General features: G+C 65.2%; 19 protein-coding genes and 2 tRNA genes. 11 read left to right on the top strand and 10 right to left on the bottom strand.

Annotated elements, in window-relative coordinates; translation table 11 throughout:
- From alaS to AC3AYF_RS02550, 5 genes are all read left to right on the top strand, one after another.
- The coding region (gene alaS, locus AC3AYF_RS02530; protein ID WP_487779367.1) for an alanine--tRNA ligase at positions 1 to 2,266 on the top strand (2,266 nt) is incomplete at its 5' end.
- Positions 2,267 to 2,325: 59 nt separating this feature from the next.
- A complete protein-coding gene (locus AC3AYF_RS02535; RefSeq protein ID WP_295035261.1) occupies positions 2,326 to 3,570 on the top strand; it encodes an aspartate kinase in 1,245 nt (414 codons plus the stop codon).
- 230 nt (positions 3,571 to 3,800) lie between these two features.
- Positions 3,801 to 3,998 carry a carbon storage regulator CsrA gene (gene csrA / locus AC3AYF_RS02540; RefSeq protein ID WP_075570877.1) on the top strand — a complete coding sequence of 66 codons (198 nt, stop codon included), beginning with the start codon at positions 3,801 to 3,803 and terminating at the stop codon, positions 3,996 to 3,998.
- Between the two features lie 217 nt (positions 3,999 to 4,215).
- A tRNA-Ser gene (locus AC3AYF_RS02545) sits at positions 4,216 to 4,308 on the top strand.
- A 54-nt stretch (positions 4,309 to 4,362) separates the two neighbouring features.
- Positions 4,363 to 4,439: transfer RNA gene (locus AC3AYF_RS02550), tRNA-Arg, on the top strand.
- Between the two features lie 58 nt (positions 4,440 to 4,497).
- Here the strand turns inward: AC3AYF_RS02550 and AC3AYF_RS02555 are convergent.
- The 7 genes from AC3AYF_RS02555 to AC3AYF_RS02585 form a co-directional block, all read right to left on the bottom strand.
- The gene (locus AC3AYF_RS02555; protein WP_295035323.1) at positions 4,498 to 5,508 is read right to left on the bottom strand and encodes a tRNA dihydrouridine synthase; all 1,011 of its coding nucleotides are present in this window, start codon (positions 5,506 to 5,508) and stop codon (positions 4,498 to 4,500) included.
- Between the two features lie 171 nt (positions 5,509 to 5,679).
- Positions 5,680 to 7,185 (bottom strand): tripartite tricarboxylate transporter permease, encoded by a 1,506-nt coding sequence (locus AC3AYF_RS02560; RefSeq protein WP_295035264.1) that lies wholly within the window; start codon positions 7,183 to 7,185, stop codon positions 5,680 to 5,682.
- Between the two features lie 82 nt (positions 7,186 to 7,267).
- Complete coding sequence (locus AC3AYF_RS02565) at positions 7,268 to 7,801, bottom strand: tripartite tricarboxylate transporter TctB family protein (RefSeq protein ID WP_295035266.1); 534 nt, start codon at positions 7,799 to 7,801, stop codon at positions 7,268 to 7,270.
- Entirely contained in the window at positions 7,798 to 8,811 is a 1,014-nt protein-coding gene (locus tag AC3AYF_RS02570) for a Bug family tripartite tricarboxylate transporter substrate binding protein (RefSeq protein ID WP_295035268.1), read from the bottom strand. The genes AC3AYF_RS02565 and AC3AYF_RS02570 overlap by 4 nt, the downstream gene beginning before the upstream one ends.
- Positions 8,812 to 8,931: 120 nt before the next feature.
- Positions 8,932 to 9,462, bottom strand: coding sequence for a chromate transporter (locus AC3AYF_RS02575; RefSeq protein WP_295035270.1), 531 nt, complete (start codon positions 9,460 to 9,462; stop codon positions 8,932 to 8,934).
- Positions 9,459 to 10,037: a chromate transporter gene (locus AC3AYF_RS02580; RefSeq protein WP_295035272.1), complete on the bottom strand. Its 579-nt coding sequence runs from the start codon at positions 10,035 to 10,037 to the stop codon at positions 9,459 to 9,461. The genes AC3AYF_RS02575 and AC3AYF_RS02580 overlap by 4 nt, the downstream gene beginning before the upstream one ends.
- Positions 10,038 to 10,040: 3 nt before the next feature.
- Positions 10,041 to 11,672, bottom strand: a complete 1,632-nt coding sequence (locus tag AC3AYF_RS02585) for a gamma-glutamyltransferase family protein (protein ID WP_295035273.1) — start codon at positions 11,670 to 11,672, stop codon at positions 10,041 to 10,043.
- 200 nt (positions 11,673 to 11,872) lie between these two features.
- Between AC3AYF_RS02585 and AC3AYF_RS02590 the strand changes: the two genes are divergently transcribed.
- Positions 11,873 to 12,559, top strand: a complete 687-nt coding sequence (locus AC3AYF_RS02590) for a GntR family transcriptional regulator (protein WP_295035275.1) — start codon at positions 11,873 to 11,875, stop codon at positions 12,557 to 12,559.
- Between the two features lie 35 nt (positions 12,560 to 12,594).
- On the opposite strand, the gene AC3AYF_RS02595 is transcribed toward AC3AYF_RS02590, so the two are convergent.
- Positions 12,595 to 13,206 (bottom strand): IMPACT family protein, encoded by a 612-nt coding sequence (locus AC3AYF_RS02595; protein ID WP_295035276.1) that lies wholly within the window; start codon positions 13,204 to 13,206, stop codon positions 12,595 to 12,597.
- Complete coding sequence (locus AC3AYF_RS02600) at positions 13,206 to 13,679, bottom strand: LexA family protein (RefSeq protein ID WP_295035278.1); 474 nt, start codon at positions 13,677 to 13,679, stop codon at positions 13,206 to 13,208. Before AC3AYF_RS02600 ends, AC3AYF_RS02595 begins: the two co-directional genes overlap by 1 nt.
- Positions 13,680 to 13,779: 100 nt before the next feature.
- Here AC3AYF_RS02600 and ccsA point away from each other — a divergent pair, with 100 nt between their 5' ends.
- The 5 genes from ccsA to AC3AYF_RS02625 all read left to right on the top strand — a co-directional run bounded on the left by ccsA (position 13,780) and on the right by AC3AYF_RS02625 (position 21,876).
- Entirely contained in the window at positions 13,780 to 14,310 is a 531-nt protein-coding gene (gene ccsA, locus AC3AYF_RS02605) for a cytochrome c biogenesis protein CcsA (protein ID WP_487779368.1), read from the top strand.
- Between the two features lie 127 nt (positions 14,311 to 14,437).
- A complete protein-coding gene (gene smc / locus AC3AYF_RS02610) occupies positions 14,438 to 17,941 on the top strand; it encodes a chromosome segregation protein SMC (RefSeq protein ID WP_487779369.1) in 3,504 nt (1,167 codons plus the stop codon).
- Between the two features lie 209 nt (positions 17,942 to 18,150).
- Positions 18,151 to 19,416, top strand: coding sequence for a cell division protein ZipA (gene zipA / locus AC3AYF_RS02615; protein ID WP_295035282.1), 1,266 nt, complete (start codon positions 18,151 to 18,153; stop codon positions 19,414 to 19,416).
- A 154-nt stretch (positions 19,417 to 19,570) separates the two neighbouring features.
- Entirely contained in the window at positions 19,571 to 21,610 is a 2,040-nt protein-coding gene (gene ligA / locus AC3AYF_RS02620; protein ID WP_487779370.1) for an NAD-dependent DNA ligase LigA, read from the top strand.
- Positions 21,607 to 21,876, top strand: a complete 270-nt coding sequence (locus tag AC3AYF_RS02625) for a YheU family protein (RefSeq protein WP_295035286.1) — start codon at positions 21,607 to 21,609, stop codon at positions 21,874 to 21,876. Before ligA ends, AC3AYF_RS02625 begins: the two co-directional genes overlap by 4 nt.
- Before the next feature lie 87 nt (positions 21,877 to 21,963).
- On the opposite strand, the gene AC3AYF_RS02630 is transcribed toward AC3AYF_RS02625, so the two are convergent.
- On the bottom strand, positions 21,964 to 23,277 hold the full coding sequence (locus tag AC3AYF_RS02630) for a 2-hydroxycarboxylate transporter family protein (protein WP_295035288.1): 1,314 nt from the start codon (positions 23,275 to 23,277) through the stop codon (positions 21,964 to 21,966).
- Positions 23,278 to 23,646: the final 369 nt, after the last annotated feature.

The following is a 23,646-nucleotide window of genomic DNA, read 5'->3' on the forward strand; positions in this document are numbered from 1 at the left end:
GACTGTCACTTTGGGCCTACCCAAAGAGCGTCTCTGGGTGACCTGTCATGTATCAGATGACGAGGCCGAAGAGATTTGGGTCAACGAGATCGGCTTTCCGCGTGAGCGAATCTCCCGTCTGGACGAGGACAACTTCTGGCAGATGGGTGACACCGGCCCCTGCGGCCCCTGCTCGGAGATCTTCTACGACCACGGCCCGGAGGTCTGGGGCGGCCCGCCGGGAAGCCCGGAAGAGGACGGGGATCGCTACATCGAGGTGTGGAACCTCGTTTTCATGCAGTTCGACCGCGACGCCTCCGGCAACATGAATCCGCTGCCCAAGCCGTCGATCGATACCGGCATGGGGCTGGAGCGCATGGCTGCGGTGATGCAGGGCGTCCACTCCAACTACGAGATTGACCTGTTCCGTAACCTGCTGCTGGCCGCGTCCGAAGTGACCGGCCACGACGACATCAAGACGCCGTCGCTGCGGGTCATCGCCGATCATATCCGCTCCTGCGCGTTTTTGATCGTCGACGGGGTGCTGCCGTCCAACGAAGGGCGTGGCTACGTGCTGCGTCGCATCATCCGTCGTGCGGTACGCCATGGGCACAAGCTGGGCGCCAGCGAGCCGTTCTTCCACAAGCTGGTGGCGGCGCTGGATGCCGAGATGGGCGAGGCCTACCCAGAGCTGCGCCAGGCCCGCGATCAGATCGAGCGGGTACTGCTGAAGGAGGAACAGCAGTTCGCGCGGACGCTGGATCACGGCATGAAGCTGCTCGAAGAGGCGCTCTCGGCGCTCGAAGACGACGTTCTGCCAGGCGAAACCATCTTCAAGCTCTACGACACCTACGGCTTCCCGTTCGACCTGACTGCCGACGTCTGCCGCGAACGCGGCGTGATGCTGGACCAGGCAGGGTTCGAGCGCGAGCTGGAGGCGCAGCGCCAGCGGGCGCGTGCCGCGAGCCAGTTCGGCGGCGACTATGGTGCCGCGCTCGAGCTCGAGGGCAGCACCGAGTTTACCGGTTACGATCGGCTCGAGGATTCGTCGAAGGTAACGGCGATCGTCGATGAAGCGGGCAATGCGCTTGCGGCGCTCGAGGAGGGCCAGAAGGGTGTCATCGTGCTGGATCGCACACCTTTCTATGCCGAGTCGGGCGGTCAGGTGGGCGATACCGGCTATCTTCAAACCGACGGTGGCCGCTTCCAGGTGACCAACACGCGCAAGCAGGCGGGGCATCATCTCCACGAAGGCGTGATGGTCGGGGGGCGCGTGACCGTCGGCGAGAGGCTCGCGCCGCAGGTGGATCCTGCGCTGCGACTGGCAACCATGCGCAACCACTCGGCGACCCACCTGCTCCATGAAGCCTTGCGGTTGACCCTCGGCGATCATGTCCAGCAGAAGGGTTCGCTGGTCAGCGCCGAACGTCTACGCTTCGATTTCAGCCATTTCGAGCCGCTCACCCCGGAGCAGCTGGCGCAGGTCGAGCGCATCGTCAATGCTCAGATCCTGGCCAACGCGCCGACACGGACCGAGCTGATGACGCTCGACGAGGCCAAGGCGAGGGGCGCCCGCGCCCTGTTCGAAGCCAAGTACCTCGATAGCGTGCGCGTGCTGACGATCGGCGCCGACGACTTCTCGATCGAGCTTTGCGGTGGGACGCACGTGGCCCGCAGTGGTGACATCGGGCCGTTCCATATCGTTTCCGAGTCCGGCACCGCGGCGGGTGTGCGACGTATCGAGGCGATCACCGGCGAGGCGGCGATGGCGTGGTTCGCCGCGCAGGAGCGTGAGCTCAATACGGTCGGCGAGCGCCTGAAAGCCAGGCCGGAGCAGATCGTCGAGCGACTGGATGCCGTGCTCGAGAGACAGCGGGGGCTGGAAAGGGAACTCGAGCGTCTCAAGGCCAAGTTGGCCAGCGCGGCGGGTAGCGATCTGCTCGGGAAGGCGCAGGAGGTCGAAGGGGTCCGGGTATTGGCGACCCAGCTCGAGGGGGTCTCCGGCAAGGACCTGCGGGGGCTGCACGACCAGCTCAAGCAGAAGATGGGGTCTGGCGTGCTGGTGCTGGCGACGGCCCAGGAAGGCAAGGTCAGCCTGATCGCTGGAGTGACCGACGATCTGGTCGCCAAGGTCAAGGCCGGCGAGCTCGTCAACCACGTCGCTGCGCAGGTCGGTGGGAAGGGGGGCGGGCGCCCCGACATGGCCCAGGCTGGCGGCAGCGATCCGGCACGGCTGCCGGCGGCGCTGGAGAGCGTGCCAGCCTGGATTGCCGAGCGGCTGGCCTAAATGCATTCACGACCGGCGCCAGCGCCGGTCGACAACGCTAGGGAGCATTGAGCAGACTCATGGCGCTATACGTACAGAAATTCGGAGGCACATCGGTCGGCTCGGTGGAGCGGATCAAGGCCGTGGCCGAGAAGGTCAAGCGTGATCGCGACGCCGGGCATCGGGTCGTCGTCGTGGTATCGGCGATGAGCGGCGAGACCAATCGCCTCATCGGCCTGGCCAGTCAGATCAACGAGGATCCGACGCCGCGCGAGATGGACATGCTGGTCTCGACCGGGGAGCAGGTCACCATTTCGCTGCTGGCCATGGCCCTGCACCAGTTGGGTGTGCCGGCGACCTCCTACACCGGCGCCCAGGTGGGCATTCGCACCGATAGCGCGCATACCAAGGCACGCATCCAGCGTATCGAGACCGATGAACTCCAGGATGATCTGGATGACGGCCAGGTAGTGGTCGTGGCGGGTTTCCAGGGGGTCGACGAGGAGGGCAACATCACTACCCTGGGGCGCGGCGGCTCGGACACCACCGGCGTTGCGCTGGCCGCGGCACTGAACGCGGACGAGTGCCAGATCTATACCGATGTGGACGGCGTTTACACCACGGACCCCAGGGTCTGCTCCAAGGCGCAGCGCCTGGAGAAGATCACGGTGGAAGAGATGCTGGAGCTGGCGAGTCTGGGCTCCAAGGTTCTCCAGATCCGGGCGGTGGAGTTCGCCGGCAAATACAACGTACCGTTACGCGTGCTCTCGAGTTTCGAGGAAGGTCCGGGCACGCTGATCGTGGCAGACGAGGAATTCGAATCGATGGAAGAACCGCTCATCTCCGGTATCGCCTTCACCGCGAACGAGGCCAAGCTCACGCTGCTCAACACGCCCGACGTTCCCGGCGTGGCGTCGAGAATTCTGGGCCCGATCGCCGATGCCAATATCGAAGTCGACATGATCGTCCAGAACGTGGCGCCGGCGGGCGACTACACCGACTTCACCTTCACCGTTGCCAAGGGCGACTACAAGCAGACCATGCGGATTCTGCAGAACGACGTCATCCCGGCCCTGGGTGGCGGCGACCTGCGGGGCGACGAGAACATCGCCAAGGTTTCGCTGGTCGGCGTCGGCATGCGTTCCCACGCCGGCGTCGCGTCCAAGATGTTCCGCGTTCTCTCCGAAGAGAACATCAACATCCGGATGGTATCGACGTCGGAGATCAAGATTTCCGTCGTGATCGACGAGAAGGCGATGGAGCTTGCGGTGCGAGCGCTGCACACCGCCTTTGGCCTCGACAAGGACAGTATTCAAAGCGAATGATCGAATAACGCCTTCACGAATGGCCCAGGCGTTCTACGCTAAGGGGGAGTTGGAAGAAAGCGAAGGAAACATGCACTCTTTCAACGATGCCACGGGTTTTCATGGAATGGCGTCATTGGCCTGAGGGCCCGTATGACGCATAATCGCTCCTCGGGTGGCAGACCTGCCTTGCAGGAGGCCCGAGAGCTTGACCCGAGAATGGAAGAAGGCCCTGAGAAGGAGATCAGATAATGCTCATCCTGACCCGTCGCGTGGGAGAGACTCTCATGATCGGCGACGACATTACCGTCACGGTTCTGGGAGTGAAAGGGAATCAGGTGCGTATTGGCGTGAATGCGCCCAAGGATGTGGCCGTCCACCGTGAAGAGATCTATCAGCGCATCCAGCGTGAGAAATCCGAGGACGAAGACGGCGATCCTGGCGCGTGAGTGCTGGATAGGCGCTTTGGTACCGTCTGGGCTGGTGAAGTCGTCCCCTTTATCGGCTCGGGCTTTCTCTGGAACTCTCCCTCGCTCTTCCATACTCGCCCCTGTGGCGCCAGCCTTGCGGTAACTTCTTCATCCTCTAAGGTTTTTGGGAATTTTTTTGGCCTATCGGCTGGACAAGGCCAAACGGAATCGGTAATCTACGCGCCGTGCTGATCGGGGAGAGGTGGCCGAGTGGCTGAAGGCGCTCCCCTGCTAAGGGAGTATAGGGTTTATAGCCCTATCGAGGGTTCGAATCCCTCCCTCTCCGCCATTTTCGCAAGCGCGAAGAACACGATCGGCACTGTGTGAAAGAGACGTGGATCAAGCGCCCGTAGCTCAGCTGGATAGAGTACCTGACTACGAATCAGGGGGTCGGAGGTTCGAATCCTCCCGGGCGCGCCATACCATCGAAAACCCCCGTGCCTCTGGCGCGGGGGTTTTCGTTTGTAGGGCCGTCGCTCTAGGTCGCCATCGTCGCAGAGGCGCGAGCCGACGGACCTGAGTGGGCCGAGTCCGACTTCGACCCGAGGTCGCTCAATCCGGCAACAAAGGGCGCCAGCGCGGTTTCCCGTCGCAATGCCACGAAGCGCGTGGCTGCCTCGGGGTCTCGACCCCGCATGATGTTGAGCCACTGTTTCAGCAGTGACACGATGACCTTCTCCGGCATTCCTGCGCCGCGTTTGGCTTCGGCATAGCGGATCAGCAGGGCGCTGCGAGCCGACCACGGCGTCGGCGCCAGTCGTTCGCCGCCGGTTTCCAGCCAGTGGCGGATGCGCCGCGCCAGCCAGGGGTCTGCCAGCATGCCGCGCCCCAGCATGACGTCACGGCAGCCTGACAGCGTGCGCGCCTTCCAGTAGTCCTCGAGCGACCAGATATCCCCGTTGGCCACCACCGGCACGCCGACTTCTGCGCGGATCCGGGCGATCCATTCCCAGTGGGCGGGCGGTCGATAGCCCTCGCGCCGGGTACGGGCGTGAACTACCAGCTCCCCGGCACCGCCGGCCTCGGCCGCTTGCGCGCAGGTCAGCGCCAACTGCTTGTCGTCGAAGCCGAGCCGCAGCTTGGCGTTGACCGAAACACCATGCCGTTGGCCCACCTCGGCCACCGCGTCGACCACGGCGTACACGCGCTCCGGCGTTCTCAGCAGCGAGGCGCCACCATCATGGCGGTTGACGGTCTTGGCCGGGCAGCCGAAGTTGAGATCGAGACGCGTGGCGCCCTGGGCGATCGCCTGCTCGGCGTTGGCCGCCAGGGCCTGCGGGTCGGAGCCCAGCAGTTGCAGCGTGACCGGGGTGGCGGAAGGTGTGATCGGCCCGGCGGCGCCCGCCGAAGCCAGCTCGGGGCAGTGGCGCAGGAATACCCGAGGCGGCAATCTGGCGTCGACGACACGCACGAACTCGGTGACACACCAGTCAAGCGCGCCATCCTCGCTCAGCAGGGCGCGAGTGTCGGCATCGATGACGCCCTCCATGGGCGCCAGACCGATGCGCCCGCGTGGGGAGGCGTTGGTGGGTACGGAAAAGTGGTGTCGTGCCATGCGGCCTCCAAGGATCTGGCGGGCGCTAAACTAGCACAATCGTGGCGGTATGCCATGCCCCGGTGAGGGCCCCCGGCGGAGGGGGCGAAACGGCCGCGTGCGGGCTCAGGTCCGGGCAATCTTCCGCTGCTGGAGGAGGCGCCGAACGGTAAATACCACGGAGAGTACGGCCAGGATCAGCAGCCCGGCCGAAATCGGTCGGGTGAAGAACAGCGTCCAGTCTTCGTCGGCCATCAGTGCGCGACGCAGGTTGGTCTCGGCAATCGGCCCGAGGATGACGCCCAGTACCAGCGGCGCCAGCGGATAGTCGAGCTTCGCCAGCAGATAACCGACCAGGCCAACGCCGATCAGCAGGTAGAGGTCGGTGATGCGATTGTTGAGCGCCAGGGCGCCAACGGCGCAGCAGACCAGTACCACCGGCACGATGATCGACTTGGGGATCTCGGTGATCCGCAGGAACCAGCGCATGCTGATCAGGCAGAACGCCAGCACCATGCCGGCGGCCAGGAACATCGCCAGGAACATGCCATAGACCAGATCCGCACTGTCCATGATCAGGCGGGGGCCGACACTGACGCCCTGTACCATCAACGCCGCCATCAGCACGGCATCGACGGCGCTGCCGGGAATGCCCAGCGCAATCATCGGTATCAGCCCGCCGCCGGCGGTGGCGGAATTGCCGGACTCCGAGGCGACCACGCCGTCGGCGATGCCGGTGCCGAAACGTTCCGGGGTCTTCGAGGCGCGCTTGGCCTGGTCGTAGGCGATCAGGTTGGCGATGCTGCCGCCGGCGCCGGGTACCGCGCCGATGACCACACCCAGCATCGACGAGCGCAGCAGGTTGCCCGGCCGGCTCAGCACCTCGCGCATCACGGCCAGCGGCCGGAAATGCAGCTTGCCGCTGACCAGCGACTCCCCGCGCTGGAGTGCCGTCGGGTTCTCGACCTCGCTGGCGAGCTGGCTGACCGCGAAGATGCCGATCAGTACCACCAGGAACGGAATGCCGGCCGCCAGTACGTCGACACCGAAGGTGAAGCGCGGCACGCCCATCATCGGATCCTGACCCACCGTGGCGACGAACAGCCCCAGCAGACTCATCATCAACCCCTTGAGGATCGACTTGCCGACCAGGCTCGCCACTACCGTCACGGCGAACAGGATCAGCGAGAAGTACTCCCAGGGGCCGAGCTTGACGGCGATCATCGCCAGTGGCGGCGCGGCGACGATCAGCACCACGGCACTGATCAGCGCGCCGAAGAACGAGGCCCAGATCCCCAGCGCCAGCGCCCGGCCGGGCTCGCCCTTGCGCGCCATGGGGTAGGCGTCGAACGTCGTCGCCACCGCGGAGGGCGCACCGGGAATGCCCAGCAGGGCGGCGCTGATCAGCCCGCCCGAGCCGCCGCCGACATAGACCGCGAGCATCGTGGCGACGCCTTGCAGCGGCGGCATGGTGAAGGTGACCGGCAGGGTCAGCACGATCGCCATGGTGATCGTGAAGCCGGGTATGGCGGCGGCCACGACACCTGCCATGACGCCAATCATCATGCTGACGAGCGTCGCCAGCGAAAACAGTTGTTCGACGCTGGAGAGCAGCGCATCGGTCATCGTCATGGAGAACTCTCTTGGCCCATTGGAGTTGTTGGCATGGGGCTGTCGATCTTTACGGAGTGGGTCTTCGGGCTACCGTTTACCGCTACCACAGGCGGCCCGGGGGGAGCGAAATCAGGAACACGTGGCTGAACAGCGCATAGAGCCCGAGGCCGAAGACCGCCGCAACCAGGCACGCGATCAGCAGCCGGCGACCGCGGCGTGCACCCAGGATGATCTGGACGGCCAGCAGGAACAGCAGGGACGCCAGCGCGAAGCCGATCCACGGCATGAGTAGCGCATAGACGCAGAAGGCTGCCAGCGTGGCGAAGGCCAGGCGCCGCTGTGCGAACCAGCGGCCAGCTCCCTCGCTCGTCGCCTGGTCGGTCTGGCGCAGGGCCATCGCCGACTGGACCACGATCGCCAGGTTGAAGATGATCAACGCGCCCAGAATCAGCCGGGGGAACGATCCGGCACCCAGCGGTTCCCACATCGACGACGGCAGATCGCCGGCCTGCACGAACAGGCCGACGAAGAGCGCTGCCAGCACGGCGTTGAAGATGACGTTGGCCAGCGCCATGCCACGCTCGCTGCTGGCCTCCCGCCCGGGGCGGGAGGCCGTATCGGTGGCGTCGTTCATCGTGCCAACTTGCCCGAGAGGCGCTTGATGGTTGCGTCGACGTCAGCCAGGTAGTCGGCGTAAGCCTGCGGCCCCATGAACTCGACCTCGGCACCGGCCTTGTTGACCCGAGAGATGAACTCCGGATTCCGGGACAGGGTTTCGAACCCCTTGGCCAATGTTTCAACCTTGGCCGGGTCGATCCCCTTGGGCGCGACGATGCCGCGGTTGATGCTCAGCTTGAGGTCGTCGTAACCGAGCTCCTTGAAGGTGGGTACGTCGGGCGTCTGCTCGAGACGCTCCTTGCTGCCCACGGCGAGAAACCGCAGGTCGTCATTCTTGACGAACTCCAGGCTCGAGGAGATATCGCCGATCGAGGCATCGATATGGCCGCCCACCAGCGAACGAATGCGCGCGCCGGTCCCCTCGAAACCCACATAGCGGAATTGGGCCCCGATGGCGTCCTCGATCATCGCCGCATGGACATGGGGAATGCCGCCGAGGGTGGCACCGACTCGAATCTCGCCGGGGTGGGCCTTGGCGTACTCGGCGAACTCCTCGAAGGTCTTCCAGTCGCTGTCGGCGTTGACCACCAGATATTGCGGCGACGAGGCCAGCGAGGCGATCGGCTGGAAATCGTCCCAGTCGAGCGTCGTCAGGCCGGTGGCGTTGGCGGCCATCAGGCCCTCGTGAATCTGGCCCACGGTGTAACCGTCGGGGTCTTTCTGGGCGAGCTCCTTGAGGCCGATGGTGCCGCTGACGCCGGGCATGTTGATCACCGGCATCGGCTGTCCGAAGGTCTCCTGGGCCGCGTTGGAGATGATGCGCATCAAGGCGTCGCTGCCACCACCCGGCGACCAGGGCACGATGAATTCGATGGCGTGGTCGGGGTAGTCGTCGGCGTATACGGCCTGGCTGGCCGCCAGGCCGCCGGCGGCCAGACCCAGGGTCAGGGAGGCGATCGCGCCGCTGGATGAAAGCGCTCGGCCCAGTCTGCCCCGGGCCATCTGGTGAAGTCCGTCGTAGAACATGTGTTGTCCTTGTTGGTCTGTTGGTTTTGACGTCGTGTCTGTTGCTCTTGTTGTTCTGGATCCTTGCCTTTCTCAGGGGTGTTGCCATTGCCTCGCCAAGCGGTGGTCGGTTCCCGCCGCTCAGCCGAGTAGAAATCCGCCATAGACCAGCCCGACGACGACGGCCCATACCGGGTGGAGCTTGAGTCGCCACAGCATGACGACGGCGATCGCGGCGATGATGGCGGTGTGGATCCAGCCGGCATCATGGACGCCCTCGCCGAGAAACGACCAGGTGAGATAGCCCATCAGCACCATGATCACCGGCCTGACCCACTGGCTCATCGACTTGACCTTGATCGAATCTCGATAGCGATACAGTGTTCCCAGCGCTACCAGCATCAGGATCAGCGAGGGGGCGACCGTGGCGAAGGTCGCCACCAGGCTGCCGCCGATCCCGGCGACGTCGTAGCCGATATAGCCGGCCATCTTGGTGGCGATCGGGCTGGGTAGGGTGTTGCCCAGTGCCAGGGTCTCGGCGAACTGCTGGGAACTCATCCAGCCGTAGCGGCCGACGACTTCGTTCTCGACCAGGGGAATGATCGCCGGTCCCCCGCCGTAGCCGACGATGTTGGGGATGAAGAACGCCAGGAACAGATCCCAGTAGATCATGGCTTGGCCTCCCCGCTGCGCTCGCGCCGCCGCTCCGGTCGCAGCAGCGCGGCGACGAGGATCGCGCCGATCACCAGGCCCGGATGGATGCCGAGTCCGTAGATCAGGCCGCCGGCGACCACGCCCATGATCAGGGTCGCGATCCAGCCGAGCACGACGCGGGACTTGTGGAAGAAGTCCCATGTCAGCTGGGCCATCATCACCATCACCACCGGCACGACGCCCTCGCTCATGCCCTGGATCCAGCGCTGGTCGCGATAGCGGGTGAACAGCCCCAGGAGCACCATCATCGCCACGATGCACGGCACGATGACGGCGACGACGGCATTGATACAGCCCAGTACCCCGCCGACCCGATAGCCGATGGTGCCGGCCATCTTGGTGGCGATGGGGCCGGGCAGCGTATTGCCGATGGCCAGCACGTCGCCGAACTCCTCATCGTTCATCCACTGATAGCGCGTGACCGCTTCGGCGCGAACCAGCGGGATCATCGAGGGGCCGCCGCCGAAGCCGAGCAGACCGATACGCAGAAAGGCCATGAACAGGCGACGCTGAGTCGTCAAGGATGAGGGCATGGCTCAGAGCACCGCGATGCTGGAGTCGGTGCGCGGTTCGGTGCCTCCGCAGTAGATGCCGCTGACGGGATCGCGGAGGATGACCTGGCCGCGACCGTAGGCGGTGGTATCCACGGCAACCGTCATCCGGTGACCGCGCTCGGACATCGCGCGGATCAGGTGCATCGGATAGCCGGGCTCGACGCCGATCCGGCGTCCGCCCATCCACTGCCAGCGCGGCGCGTCCAGCGCCGCCTGCGGGTTGAGACCGAAATCGACCAGGTTCATCACCACCTGCATGTGCCCCTGGGGCTGCATGAAGCCCCCCATCACGCCAAACGGACCGAGCCCGGTGTCGCCCCGGGTCAGGAAGCCGGGGATGATGGTGTGGAAGGTTCGCTTGCCGGGCGCCAGCACGTTGATGTGATCGGCATCCAGGCTGAAGCCGTGGCCACGATTCTGCAGCGAGATACCGGTATCCGGCACCACCACGCCGGAACCGAAGCCGTGATAGTTGCTCTGGATATAGGAGACCATGTTGCCGTCGTCGTCGGCGGTGGCCAGGTAGACCGTGCCGCCGGCCTGCGGCTGGCCGGGTTCGGGGTCGATGGCCCGTTCGCCGATCAGCCGGCGACGGGTGTCGGCGTACTCGTCGCTCAGCAGCGAGGCGACGCTGGTGCGCATGTGCTCGGCCTGGGTGATGTGATGATGACCGTCGGTGTAGGCGAGTTTCATCGCCTCCAACTGGCGATGCAGCAGTTGCGGGTCGTCGCGCACCGTGACGTCGAACCCTTCCATCATCCGCAGCGCCATCAGCGCTACCATGCCCTGGCCGTTGGGCGGGATCTCCCAGACATCGAAGCCGCGATAGTTGACCGAGATCGGGTCGACCCACTCCGGCGCATAGTCGGCCAGGTCGTCGGCGCGCAGATAGCCGCCCGTCGCCCGGGAGAAGGCATCGATCTTCTGCGCCAGCTCGCCGCGGTAGAAGCTCTCGCAGCGGCTCTCGGCCAGCGCTTCCAGGGTTCTTGCCTGGGCCTCGTTGCGATGGAGTTCGCCCGGGCGGGGCGCGTGTCCGTTGGGCGCGAAGGCCTCCAGCCATGGGGCGATGGCGGGATCGTCCGCCTTGGCGCGAAACTCGATCTCGGCACGCTGCCAGAGTTGGCTGATGACCGGGGAGACGGGAAAGCCTTCCCGGGCGATACGGATTGCCGGTGCCAGCAGGGTGGCGAAATCCAGTCTGCCGTGCTGTCTCGACAGTTCCGTCCAGGCGGCGGGGATGCCGGGGACCGTGACCGGCGTCCAGCCGTGCAGGGGCATCTCGCCATGGCCTGCCGCCTCGACCGCCTCGGGCGTCAGCCGCTGGGGAGCATGCCCGCTGGCATTGAGGCCATGGAGCTTGCCGCCTCCGTCGCGGCCCTCGGCCAGCCACACCAGCGCAAAGGCGTCGCCGCCGATGCCGTTGCCACTGGGCTCGACCACGGTCAACACGGCTGCCGTCGCGATGGCGGCGTCGATCGCGTTGCCGCCCTGGGCGAGAATGTCCCGCCCGGCCTGACTGGCCTGGGGTTGCGAGGCCGCCACCATGCCGCGGCTGGCATAGGTGGCGCTGCGGCGGGAAGGGAAGGGGTTGTTGTGGTCGAACGCGAGGGACATTGCGATACCCGGATTATTGTAAAGCGGTGCGTTGGATGCCGAAGGTCTTACGGGAAAATGGATTTTGATCGGTTATGATATGAAAAATCGATTTTTTACTATGGCGTCGTATTATCGTGCAGGTCAAGCCCCGGGTTGGCGAAAGGCACTGGGTCGATGCGATAGTGCGTTTCCGCCACCGAATCAGAAGGTCACTCTTTATGGGAGCTGAAGTCGCCACCGCCAACATGACGGCGAGCCAGCTGTACGCAGCGCTGAAGCGCGATTTGATCGATGGCCGTTTCGCCGCGGGGCAGAAGCTGGCGATCACCGCGCTCAGGCAGCGTTACGGGGTGGGTTTGAGCCCGCTGCGCGAGGCACTGAATCGCCTGGCGGCCTATGGCCTGCTGGAGCAGGAGAATCAGCGTGGCTTTCGGGTCCCCGCACTGAAGCGTGCCGAACTCGACGACATCGCCGATCTGCGACGACGACTCGAGGGATTGGCGCTGACGCAGGCGCTCCAGGCGGGCGGCGACGAATGGGAAGCCGGCCTGCTGGCGGCGTTCCACCGCCTCAAGCGAGCCGACGAGACCCCGGGGCAGCTGGAACACTGGGAGCAGATGCACCTCCAGTTCCACCGCCACCTGCTCGAACCCTGCGGTTCGGCGTGGCTGCTGCGCTTCATCGAGCAGTTGCACGACCAGTTCGACCGCTATCGCCGTATGGCGCCGGCCAACGACACGATCCGGGAGCGGCTCAACGTCCAGCACGGGCAACTGGTGGAGCTGGCCATGGCTCGCGACGTCCCGGCGGCTCGGGCGCTACTCGAGGAGCATATCCGCCTCTCTCACGAGGTGGCGCGAGGGGCCTGCCAGGAGGATCGAACGAGGGTGGAAGAGAGAGGCTAGACGAGGGATCGCCGGACCAGCGCCGCCTGTCTCGGTCAGAGACGCACCAGCGCGCCCTTGAGGCGCTGCTCCAGTGCCGTCAGCGAGAGACTGTCATCGGCCGGCCACGCCAGCCTCAGGCGCGCCCCCTGGCTATCGTAATCGGCGGCGGCGACGGGAACGTCGTGCTCGGCCAGCCAGCGGCGGGCTTCCGCCTCGTTGCTGAAATCGACCTGGATCGCCACCGCGCGGCGTTCGGTGAAAGGGCGCCTGGGCAGCGCGTCGAGGGCCTTGAGAACGGCCTGGGTGTAGGCGCGAACCAGGCCGCCGGTGCCCAGCTTGGTGCCGCCGAAGTAGCGCGTCACCACTGCTCCGACCTGGCCCAGGCCGCTACCCTCCAGCGCCTGGAACATGGGTCGTCCGGCAGTACCGCCCGGCTCGCCGTCGTCGGAGAAGCCGATCGCGACCTGTTCGCCGGGCGCGCCGGCGATGAACGCGGAGCAGTGATGGCTGGCATCCGGATAGGCAAGGCGTGCCTCGTGCAGCAGCGCCTCGAAGGCGGCGTTGTCGGGGGCGTGGCAGAGCCAGCAGATGAACCGGCTCCTTTCGATCTCGAGGGTTTCGACGTGTCTCTCTCCGGCGGGGAGATCGGGAACGGGGTAGCGCATCACGCCGCCTGGGGGGGATTGCGCATCACGCCCATGACCAGTCCCAGCACCTGCACGTCCTCGTTCTTCAGATAGATCGGCGGCATGCTGTCGTTGGCGGGCTGAAGGCGAACGCCCGACTTCTCGATGAACAGCTTCTTCAGCGTCACTTCGTGGTTGTTGATCAACACCACGGCGGTCTCGCCGTTCTCCGCCGACTCGTAGCGCTCGATGATGATGACGTCGCCATCGAAGATGTTGCTGTCGATCATCGAGTCGCCGCGGACGCGCAGCGCATAGGTGTTGCGACGCACCAGCTTGGCTGGAACGTGGACGGTGGCGTTGTCGAGGCAGGCTTCCATCGGCAGCCCGGCGGCGACCTGGCCGAGCAGCGGTATCTCGACCAGATCGGTCGCGTCGATGGGTTCCCAGTTGCCGTCGATCAGCGGCAGGTTCGGCTGGCGCTGGAGGTAGCTCGGTGCGGCGTTTGTCATCGTCTTCTCCCGAGGTGGTGTCGCCATCATAGCAAGGCAAGCGGTATCGGCAAGCCGATAAAAATCGGTGGACTCGCCGTGTCATGATGTCGTCGGCCGAGTGTGGCGAGCTCTCGGACTGCCGCTCTATGTCCCGGTATTGATCTTCGGTGCCGGTGCGGTCAAGGCGGTTATCGAGGGAGGTGTCGCGGGTCCGGCGCTGGCGGTGTCGCCGCCCGATTACCAGATGGGGGATAGCTATCGCATCCTCTATGTACACGTCCCCTCGGCGATTCTGGCCCAGAGCGTGTTCATTGCCATGGCCCTGTCCTCCGCGGTGTTTCTGGTCTGGAAGATCAAGGTCGCCGACATGGCCGCGAGCGTGATGGCACCGTTCGGCGCGGCGATGACCTCTCTCGGCCTGTTCAGCGGCTCGCTGTGGGGCGTGCCGACCTGGTGGACCTGGGACGCGCGGCTGACCTCGATGCTGATCCAGCTGTTCCTCTACATCGGCGTGATCGCGCTGCGCGGCGCCATGGCCGGTTATCAGGATGCCCGCTCCGGCCAGACACTGCGCAAGGTGATCGCCGTCGCCCAGCAGTGGCTGGCCGCGACACGAGAGACAACGGGGTCGGCCTCGACGTCGAGGTAGCCGGTTCGGGCACGTTGGCGCTGGATATCGATCACGCGGTGCCTTAGGCTCTGCCGAAACCCGTGGCGGGTTGCCATCATCGGCGACCTGCCGCCGCCCACTCGGTTTTCGGAGCTCTCTTCCCTGCATGCGCCTCAAGTCCATCAAGCTGGCTGGCTTCAAGTCGTTCGTCGATCCGGTCACCGTGCCGTTCGACAGCAACATGACCGCCATCGTCGGACCCAACGGCTGCGGCAAATCCAACGTCATCGATGCCGTGCGCTGGGTGATGGGCGAATCCTCCGCCAAGACCCTGCGCGGCGAATCGATGACCGATGTCATCTTCAATGGCTCCACCGGCCGTTCCCCCATCGGTCAGGCCTCCATCGAACTGATCTTCGACAATCGCGATGGCGAACTCGGCGGCGCCTACGCGGGATACAACGAGATCGCGGTCAAGCGCCTGGTGACCCGCGAGGCGCAGTCCAGTTACTTCCTCAATGGCCAGAAATGCCGCCGCCGCGATATCGCCGACATCTTCCTCGGCACCGGCCTCGGGCCGCGCTCCTACGCGATCATCGGCCAGGGCATGATCTCCCGGCTCGTCGAAGCCCGCCCGGAAGAGCTGCGCAACACGCTGGAAGAGGCGGCGGGCATCTCCAAGTACAAGGAGCGCCGGCGGGAGACCGAAAACCGCCTGCGACGCACCCAGGAAAATCTCGAACGGCTCGACGACATTCGCGAGGAGCTCGACAAGCAGCTCGAGCGGCTCAAGCGTCAGGCCGAAGCTGCCAGGCGCTATCGCACGCTGAAAGCCGAAGAGCATCGCCTGCGCGGCGAGCTGGCGGTGCTGCGCGAACGCGCCCTGCGTAGCCAGCAGCGCGAGGAGGAAGCCCGCGTTCGCGACTGCGAGATCCAGGTCGAGCGCGAGATTCTCGGGCAGCGCCAGTGCGAGACGCGGCTGGCGGAGGGCCGGGAGACCCACGACGCCGTGGCCGCCGAGCTGGAGTCGCACCAGGCCGCGTTCTACCAGACCGGCGCCGACATCGCCCGGCTGGAGCAGTCTCTCGAGCACGCCCGGCAGCGGCAGCAGCAGCTCTCCGGTGACCTGGAGAGTGCGCAGCGGGAGCGGGACGCCATGGCGCAACTGATCGAACAGGACGAGGAGCGTCGCGGCGAGTGGGATACCCGACTCGAAACGCTGCTCCCTGAGATCGAGATGGCCGATGAGGCGTTGCTGACGCTGGAGGCGCAGCTCGAGGAGGCCGAGGCTTCGGCACAGGAGTGTCAGCAGCGGTGGGAGGCGTTCAGCGAGCAGGATCGTGACGCCCGTCACCGGGCCGAGCGCGAACAGGAGACGATTCAGCGACTCGAACGTCAGCTCGAGGAGCTGACCCGCGAGCTGGAGCGCCGCCGACAGCAGCGATCGGAGCTGCCGGACATCGGCGATCTCGACGAGGAGAAAGCCTCGCTGCAGGAAGCCCTCGCCGTACTGGACGAGCGGCAGCAGACGCTGGAGATTCGCCGCGAGGAGCGCCAGCGGTCCCGCGAGCGTGCCCGCGAAGGCCAGGCCGCAGCGCAGGCGGCCAGGGATGGAGAGCGCGAGCGCCAGCATCGCTGCCAGGGCGAAGTGGCGTCGCTCGAGGCGCTGATCGAGGCGGCACTCAACGATGACGACGCCAGCCTGGCCGAACACCTCGCCGATCATCCGCTGGGCAGTGCGCCACGCGTCGCCGAGAGCCTGGAAGTCACGTCCGGTTGGGAGCGTACCGTCGCCTGGGTGCTCGGGCCCTGGCTGAAGGCGCGCCTGGCCGAGCCGGAACTGGCCCGCGAGCCGATGGCCTCGTTGACGAGCGGGGAGCTGCCGGTGGTGTCGCTCCAGGCTGCGGAGAGCGCGCCTGCCGAATCGCTGGGAGCCCGGGTCAAGGGTGCCGGCGCGCTGTCGACGCTGCTGGCGGCGATTCACTGCGCCGACGACGCGACGGCCGCGTGGCAGATGGCGGCCGATCTTCCCGCGGGTCACAGCGTGATCACCCGGGACGGTCTGTGGCTGGGGCGCGGCTGGGCGCGGCGGCTCGGTCGTGACGACGCCAACGCGGATAGCGTGTTGCTGCAGCGGCAACGCCGCGACGCGCTGGTCGAAGAGCTCGCCGCGCTCGGCGCCACGCTGGTCGAGCGGGATTCGCAGATCGTCCATTGGCAGTCCGAGATCGATAGCTGCGAGGCGGCGCTGGAGGCGCTGCGCCACGAAGAGCGGGAACTCGCCGGTCAGCGTCAATCCCGGTCGACCCGGCTGGCAGCGCTCGAAAGCCGGCTCGAGCATGTCGCTTCACGGCTGCGGGAGTGCGAAGCCGAGCAGGCGCAGAGCCAGGACCGCCACGCGACACAGCGGCTGGAGCTCGAAGCCGCGCGGGAGCGTTGGCAGCAGGCGCTCGACCGGGTCGAAGCCAACGGCGCCGAGCGCGAAACGCTGCAGACGGCCCGCGAGCAGAGCCAGGCGCGTCTGGGGGAGCTTCGTCAGCAACAGCAGCAGACGCGTCAGACCCAGCAGCAGCTGGCGCTCGAACGCCAGCGCCTCGAGGCGCAGCGCGGCGAGCTTCAGCAGCAGATCGAGCGCAGCCGCGGTCAGCTTGCCCGCCTCGACGAACGCTGCGAGTTGCTGCGCGAGCAGCGGGAGACGCTCCATGAACCCGGCGAGGATCAGCGTGAACGCCTGGAGCGGTTGCTCGAAACGCGATCCCAGCAGGAGTCCACCCTCGACCGCTGCCGGGAGCGGGCCAACCAGATTGGCGAGACGCTACGCCAGACCGAGATCGATCGTCAGCAGCACGAGCGCAATCTCGAAGGGCTCCGCCAGCGGCTGCAGGAAGCGCGGATGCAGGTCCAGGCCCTGACGCTCAAGGCGGATGCCCAGCGCGAGACGCTGGCGGAGCAGCAGCAGGATGAGCGGGAGCTGCAGGAAAACCTCGATCCCAATGCCACGGAATCGGCCTGGCAGACCCGCCTGGAAGAGACCGGCGAGCGCATCCGGCGCCTCGGCGCCATCAACCTGGCGGCGATCGAGGAGTACGAGCAGCAGGCCGAGCGGCGCGACTATCTCGAGGCCCAGCACGCCGAGTTGAGCGAGGCGATCGAGACGCTGGAGCGTGCGATCAAACGCATCGACCAGGAGACGAGGGCCCGTTTCAAGCAGACTTTCGAGGAAGTGAATCGTGGCCTGATGGCACTTTTTCCCAGAGTCTTCGGTGGTGGGGCCGCATGGTTGACCCTCACGGGGGAGGATTTGCTGGAGACGGGCGTGGCGATCATGGCGCGCCCACCGGGCAAGAAAAACAGCACCATTCATCTGCTGTCCGGGGGAGAAAAAGCGCTGACGGCACTGTCGTTGGTATTCGCCATCTTCCAGCTCAATCCAGCGCCTTTTTGCATGCTCGACGAGGTGGACGCGCCCCTCGACGATGCGAACGTGGGGCGCTACGCCAAACTGGTCAAGGAAATGTCCGAGAGCGTACAGTTCATCTTCATCACCCATAACAAAATCGCGATGGAGGCTGCCGAGAGATTGATGGGTGTCACGATGCAGGAGCCCGGCGTTTCGCGTCTGGTATCCGTGGGTGTGGATGAGGCAGCGTCGATGGCGGAGGCGTCCTGACGTTGGCAAAAATAGCCAAACCGGCTAACGACGTAATAGGATGTTCGACATCGGATGGAATTGAAGGGTGATTGCTGATGGGCAAAACTTTGCTTGACAAAGAAAAAAAGTAGCCCATTTTTGACAAATCACGCTATGCTAGTGCCGACATGCCGAATGCATGTTGTCCTCTTCCAGCATAGTGGCACCGCGAACAGGCAAGACGACCCATGGAACTAAGAGAGTGGCTGATCATCCTGGGGCTGGTTTTGGTGGCGACCATCGTGATCGATGGCTTCCGTCGCCTGCAGCGCCAACGTCGAGTTCCACGCCTAGATCGGGCGATTGGAGACAATGGAGTCGACGATGGATCCGAAGTGGATCCGGAACAGGCGGCCCGCGAGGCCGAGGTCAACTGGGAATTGCCCAATGGAGGGGCACGTGTCCTGCGTCCTGCGACGTTCGAACGCAGCGGCAATGGGTCGGAGCCGATCAGGCCCGCCGAGCCCAAGCGCCAGGAGCGGATTCCGGAAGAGAAGCTGCAGAGCAGCATACTCGACCGCGGCCCTCGTTCCTCGTTCGCCGACATGCAGCACAATGTGACGAACAATGTGAAGAGTGCCGTTCGTGCCGGTGCCAAGCGTGTCAGCGAGTCGGCCCAGCGCCTGAGTCACAGGCGCGAGGACGCCAAGCGCGAGGCCGAAGAGAGTCGCGCAAGAGCGTCGGAGCGGCATGAAGAGCCCCATCTTGGCACTCGGGAAGTCGCCGATGCCGAGGCGCCCGGTCGTCTGCAGATCACGACGCTGGTACCGCCTGACGAGGGTCATGTTGCCGATGCCGGTGCCCGGATGGCTGATCAGCAGGAGGTGACCCAGCAGCAGGATCGCTCTCGGACGGCGTCGCGTGCCGAATCCGAATTGGCCTCCCGCTCCTCGGCACCGATGGAAGAGACCGAAGATGCGCCACGCAGCGATGTGGTGACTCAGCATCCCGCCGTCGAACGTGCCAAGCGCCATCATGTGAGTGCGGCTCGGGCCCGGGAGACCCTGGCGCATTCCGAAGAGATCATCGTCATCAGCGTGCTGGCGAGAACGGAAGCCGGCTTCGACGGTACCACGCTGCTCAACCTGATGCTGGCCTGTGGCTTGCGCTTCAGCGAGATGGGGATTTTCCATCGCTACGAGACCGAGTCCGACGATAGTGAGCTGCAGTTCTCGATGGTCAACGTGCTGAAGCCGGGGGTGTTCGATCTCGACAAGATGCACGAGATCGTGACGCCGGGCGTCACCTTCCTGATGCCATTGCCGGGGGCCAATGATACCGCGGCGGCCTTCGAGGCGATGCTGGAGACCGCCATGGTGCTGGTGCGCAACCTGGGCGGTGAGCTGAAGGACGAGAATCACAGCGTGATGACCGCCCAGACCATCGAATTCGCGCGCCAGCGCGTGCAGGAGTTCGAGCGTCGCCATCGGCTGCATCGCTATCAGGCCAATTGAGTTGGCAACGGCCTGAGCCGAGCTGGACGTGACGACGGGGCCCTTCGGGCCCCGTCGTCGTTTCCGGCCTCTGGATATCCCCGCGCTGCGGCAGCCACGGCGCGCTTCCGCTACAATGCGTGTCACTTTTTGAGCAGCGATCGAACCGAGCGCCATGAGCCAGATTCCCCCAGCGGTCCGCGAACGGGCCAGTGCCCTGCGCCAGCAGTTGGATGATGCCAACTATCATTACTACGTCGAAGACCAGCCGCAGATCACCGACGCCGAGTACGACAAGCTGCTGCGCGAGTTGCAGTCGCTGGAAGCCGATCATCCCGAGCTGGTGACGCCGGATTCCCCGACCCAGCGCATCGGGGCCAAGCCCGACAGCGGTTTTCCCGAGATTGAGCATGTGGTGCCGATGCTGTCGCTGGACAATGCCCTCAACGAAGACGAACTGCTGGCCTTCGGCAAGCGTGCCGCCAAGGGGCTGGAGCGCGACGAAGCATCGTTGATCTTCTGCTGTGAGCCCAAGCTGGATGGGCTGGCCGTATCGCTGGTCTACGAGAACGGCCATTTCCGTTACGGTGCCACGCGCGGTGATGGCCATACCGGTGAGGACATCACCAACAACCTGCGGACGCTGCGCTCGATCCCGCTCAGGCTGCGCGGTGATGATTGGCCGTCGCTGCTGGAAGTTCGCGGTGAGGTTTACATGCGCCACTCCGGCTTCGAGGTGCTCAACGCGCGGGCGCTGGAACAGGGGGACAAGGTATTTGCCAATCCGCGCAACGCCGCCGCCGGCAGCTTGCGCCAGCTCGATCCCTCGATCACCGACCAGCGTCCACTGGAGTTCTGCGCTTATCAGGTGGCGCGGATTGAGAGCGATATCGAGGTGGCGAACACTCACTCCGGGCGCATGGCACTGCTGCGGGGCTGGGGCATCCCCACCAATCCAGAACTGGCGGTGGTCGAGGGGATCGGGCGTGTGGTCGATTTCTGTCGTCGTCTGGGCGAGAAGCGCGAATCGCTTGATTACGATATCGATGGCGCCGTGATCAAGCTCGATGCGCTGAGCGATCACAGTATCCTGGGTTTCGTCTCACGCGCGCCGCGCTGGGCGATTGCCTTCAAGTATCCCGCCCAGGAGCAGGTTACGCGGCTGCTCGACGTCGAGTTCCAGGTCGGGCGCACTGGCAAGCTGACTCCGGTGGCCAAGCTGGAGCCGGTGCAGGTCGCCGGCGTGACCGTCTCCAACGCCACCCTGCACAACATGGATCAGATCGCGCGGCTGGATCTGCGTATCGGCGATAGCGTGAGAATCTACCGCGCCGGTGACGTGATCCCCAAAGTGGTCGAGGTTGTCAGCGAGCAGCGCCCGACGGATGGCCGCGAGATCATTCTGCCGGAGAGCTGTCCGGTGTGCGGCTCGCGGGTCGAGAAACTCGACGGCGAGGTCGATGCGCGCTGCTCCGGCGGGCTCTACTGCCCGGCGCAGCGCAAGGAGGCGCTCAAGCACTTCGCCAGCCGCCGCGCGCTGGATATCGACGGTCTCGGCGAGAAGCTGATCGATCTGCTGGTCGAGCGCGAGTGGGTCGAGACCCCCGCCGACCTGTTCCGACTCGAGGCTGCGCGACTCGCCGAGCTGCCGCGGCTGGCGGAGAAGTCCGCCAACAATCTGGTCAACGCCCTGGAGGCGGCCAAGCAGACGACGCTGGCGCGCTTCATCTATGCCATCGGTATCCGCGAGGTGGGCGAGACTACTGCGGCCAATCTGGCCCGCCATTTCGGTTCCCTCGAGGCGCTGCGCCACGCCGAGCTGGACGCGCTGGAAGCGGTTGATGACGTGGGCCCGGTGGTCGCCCATCACGTTCACACCTTCATTCGCCAGACCCATAATCAGCAGGCGCTGGACGATCTGATCGCCGTCGGCGTCACCTGGGAAGAGGTCGAGATGGCCGAGCGTCCCCAGCCCTTGGCGGGCCAGACCTGGGTGCTCACCGGTAGCCTCGAGAGCATGACGCGGGACGAGGGCAAGGAGCGTCTGCAGGCGCTGGGCGCCAAGGTCGCCGGCAGCGTCTCCAAGAAGACCACTGCGGTGGTCGCCGGCGAGGCGGCGGGGAGCAAGCTGGAGAAGGCCATGCAGCTCGGGGTCGAAGTGATCGACGAGGCGACATTCATCGGGCGGCTGGAAAAGTGGGAGGCAGGCGCATGAGCGGACGCTTTATCGAAATCCCGCATCGCATGCTGCCGGCGGAGACGCTGGATGCACTGCTGGAAACGTTCGTCACGCGGCAGGGCTACGACACCACCGACGTGACGACGGACATGCACGACTGGGTGCGTGATCTCAAACGGCAACTGGAACGAAGCGAGCTGCTGATCGTGCACGACCTGCAGACCGAGAGCACCGAGGTGATGACCCTGGCTCAGTGGCGCGGCTTCGGTCGTGAACTCGCCGACGACGAGGAAGAAGGCTGAGCCTCCGCCGAGAAGCGTCCGGTACTCATCGAAACGGCGCCCCCGTTCAATAACGGAGGCGCCGTTTTCCTTGCCGCGGTCATGTCGTCAGGTAAAGAACAGCGGTACCACGATGCTGGAGATCAGCAGGATCAGTGCACCGCCGAGGCGCGAGGAGATCTGCGCGAACGGCATCAGCTGCATACGCTTGGCGGCGGAGAGCACGGCGACGTCACCGGTTCCGCCCATATTGGCCATGCACAGGCCGGCGGTGATGGCGGACTCGATGGGGTAGAAGCCGACCAGCTTGCCGACCAGGCCCGCGCCGAAGGCGGCGCCCGCCACGACGGCAAAGACGATCATCACGTAGGTGATGGAGATCGCGTCGATCACCTGGCCCAGGTCGGTGTATGCGATGCCGATGCCGAACAGCAGGGCGAAGGTCCAGTTCTTGGCGACGAACTGAAACCACTGTGCCGCGGCGTCGTTGATCGATTCCGGCACCAGGTTGGCGATCTTGAGCACGGCGACCAGAATGATCATCAGCGCGTACGGATGCAGCGGAATGAAGCCGCCCAGGATCTCGCCGGCGACGAAGAAGGTCAGTGCGGCGATGACGCCGATACCCAGTTTGGAGAGTTCCGGCTTGCTTTCGCGCTCTTCGATCTCGACGCCCGGCATCATCTGGCCGTTGCCGGTCAGGCTCGGCATGCGATTGGCCAGGCCGTTGAGCAGGCCGGCGATGATGATGGCGAAGACGTTGCCCAGCGCCAGTGCCGGCACCAGGATCGAGATGTAGTAGCTGGCCGGCTGGCCCAGCAGTTGCTCATAGATCTGGCTCATCGGCACCGCGCCGGCGCCCATGCCGCCGCCCATGATCGGCAGGGTGATGACCACGACCGCGTCCTGGGGCGAGAAGCCCATGACCCAGCCTACGGCGATCGCGAACAGTGCGGCGAACAGTACGGCGCAGATCAGCGGCAGGGCGTAGCGCGAGCCGACCTTGACCAGGACGCGGGAGTCCATGCCCAGAATGCTGCCGGTGATCAGCGCGGCGATGTAGAAGTTGAGAAAGCCACCGCCCTTCATGAACTGTGTCACGTTGTCGACGACGCTTGTCGGCAGCCATTGGACGTAGACCAGCGCCGCAGCGCCGAAGATGGCCAGGATGGCGCCGCCACCCAGGTAGCTCTTGACGATCGGCAGGCGATCGCCGATGAACCCCATCAGTTCGCCCAGGATCATCATGACCAGCAGGGCGCCGATCATGCCGGTGGGTATCGTGTCCGTCGCCATGGAGACGACGAGGACCCCGGTCGCGATGGCAAAGAGTGGGAAGGGAATGCCGAAGATCGGCGTCGACAGCCAGCTGTCTCGACGCGCGGAGTCGGACGGCGCGGTTTGCGTCACGGTTGAAGTCATGGTTGGCTCCCCAAGGATTTTCGCCCAAAGGTCGGTAAGCGGTATTCTTGCCCCGATGAGCGGTACGCTGCCGAGGATAGAGGCCTCGAGGTGTCGACCAAGTTTTATGAAATTATTAAAGCCTTTAGAAACTATTGAAAGGTATGGGGTGGTGCGCTGCACACCCTGGGTTCGTAAGGTATACCACCATGGTCTAATCGGCGCTCGACCTTGGTCGATAGGCCGGCGGGAGCGCTTTCCGCCGGCGCCTGCCGCAAGGAGTGAGGGATGACGTCCGGATTGGCCCGATGCGCCTGGCACGCTGGCGATGCCGCCACGCCGCGCCTGTGCGCCGGGGACGAGGCGTGAAGCGGCTGCGCCTGAGTGCCC

The sequence above is a fragment of the Salinicola sp. genome, from assembly GCF_982684285.1.

Coding starts and splice junctions, on each gene's coding strand:
- csrA (WP_075570877.1), top strand. CDS start 3,801: ATGCTCATCCTGACCCGTCGCGTGGGAGAGACTCTCATGATCGGCGAC.
- AC3AYF_RS02555 (WP_295035323.1), bottom strand. CDS start 5,508: ATGGAGGGCGTCATCGATGCCGACACTCGCGCCCTGCTGAGCGAGGAT.
- AC3AYF_RS02575 (WP_295035270.1), bottom strand. CDS start 9,462: ATGATCTACTGGGATCTGTTCCTGGCGTTCTTCATCCCCAACATCGTC.
- AC3AYF_RS02570 (WP_295035268.1), bottom strand. CDS start 8,811: ATGTTCTACGACGGACTTCACCAGATGGCCCGGGGCAGACTGGGCCGA.
- AC3AYF_RS02560 (WP_295035264.1), bottom strand. CDS start 7,185: ATGACGATGACCGATGCGCTGCTCTCCAGCGTCGAACAACTGTTTTCG.
- AC3AYF_RS02535 (WP_295035261.1), top strand. CDS start 2,326: ATGGCGCTATACGTACAGAAATTCGGAGGCACATCGGTCGGCTCGGTG.
- AC3AYF_RS02580 (WP_295035272.1), bottom strand. CDS start 10,037: ATGCCCTCATCCTTGACGACTCAGCGTCGCCTGTTCATGGCCTTTCTG.
- AC3AYF_RS02625 (WP_295035286.1), top strand. CDS start 21,607: ATGAGCGGACGCTTTATCGAAATCCCGCATCGCATGCTGCCGGCGGAG.
- smc (WP_487779369.1), top strand. CDS start 14,438: ATGCGCCTCAAGTCCATCAAGCTGGCTGGCTTCAAGTCGTTCGTCGAT.
- AC3AYF_RS02630 (WP_295035288.1), bottom strand. CDS start 23,277: ATGACTTCAACCGTGACGCAAACCGCGCCGTCCGACTCCGCGCGTCGA.
- zipA (WP_295035282.1), top strand. CDS start 18,151: ATGGAACTAAGAGAGTGGCTGATCATCCTGGGGCTGGTTTTGGTGGCG.
- AC3AYF_RS02565 (WP_295035266.1), bottom strand. CDS start 7,801: ATGAACGACGCCACCGATACGGCCTCCCGCCCCGGGCGGGAGGCCAGC.
- AC3AYF_RS02585 (WP_295035273.1), bottom strand. CDS start 11,672: ATGTCCCTCGCGTTCGACCACAACAACCCCTTCCCTTCCCGCCGCAGC.
- AC3AYF_RS02595 (WP_295035276.1), bottom strand. CDS start 13,206: ATGCGCTACCCCGTTCCCGATCTCCCCGCCGGAGAGAGACACGTCGAA.
- AC3AYF_RS02600 (WP_295035278.1), bottom strand. CDS start 13,679: ATGACAAACGCCGCACCGAGCTACCTCCAGCGCCAGCCGAACCTGCCG.
- ligA (WP_487779370.1), top strand. CDS start 19,571: ATGAGCCAGATTCCCCCAGCGGTCCGCGAACGGGCCAGTGCCCTGCGC.
- AC3AYF_RS02590 (WP_295035275.1), top strand. CDS start 11,873: ATGGGAGCTGAAGTCGCCACCGCCAACATGACGGCGAGCCAGCTGTAC.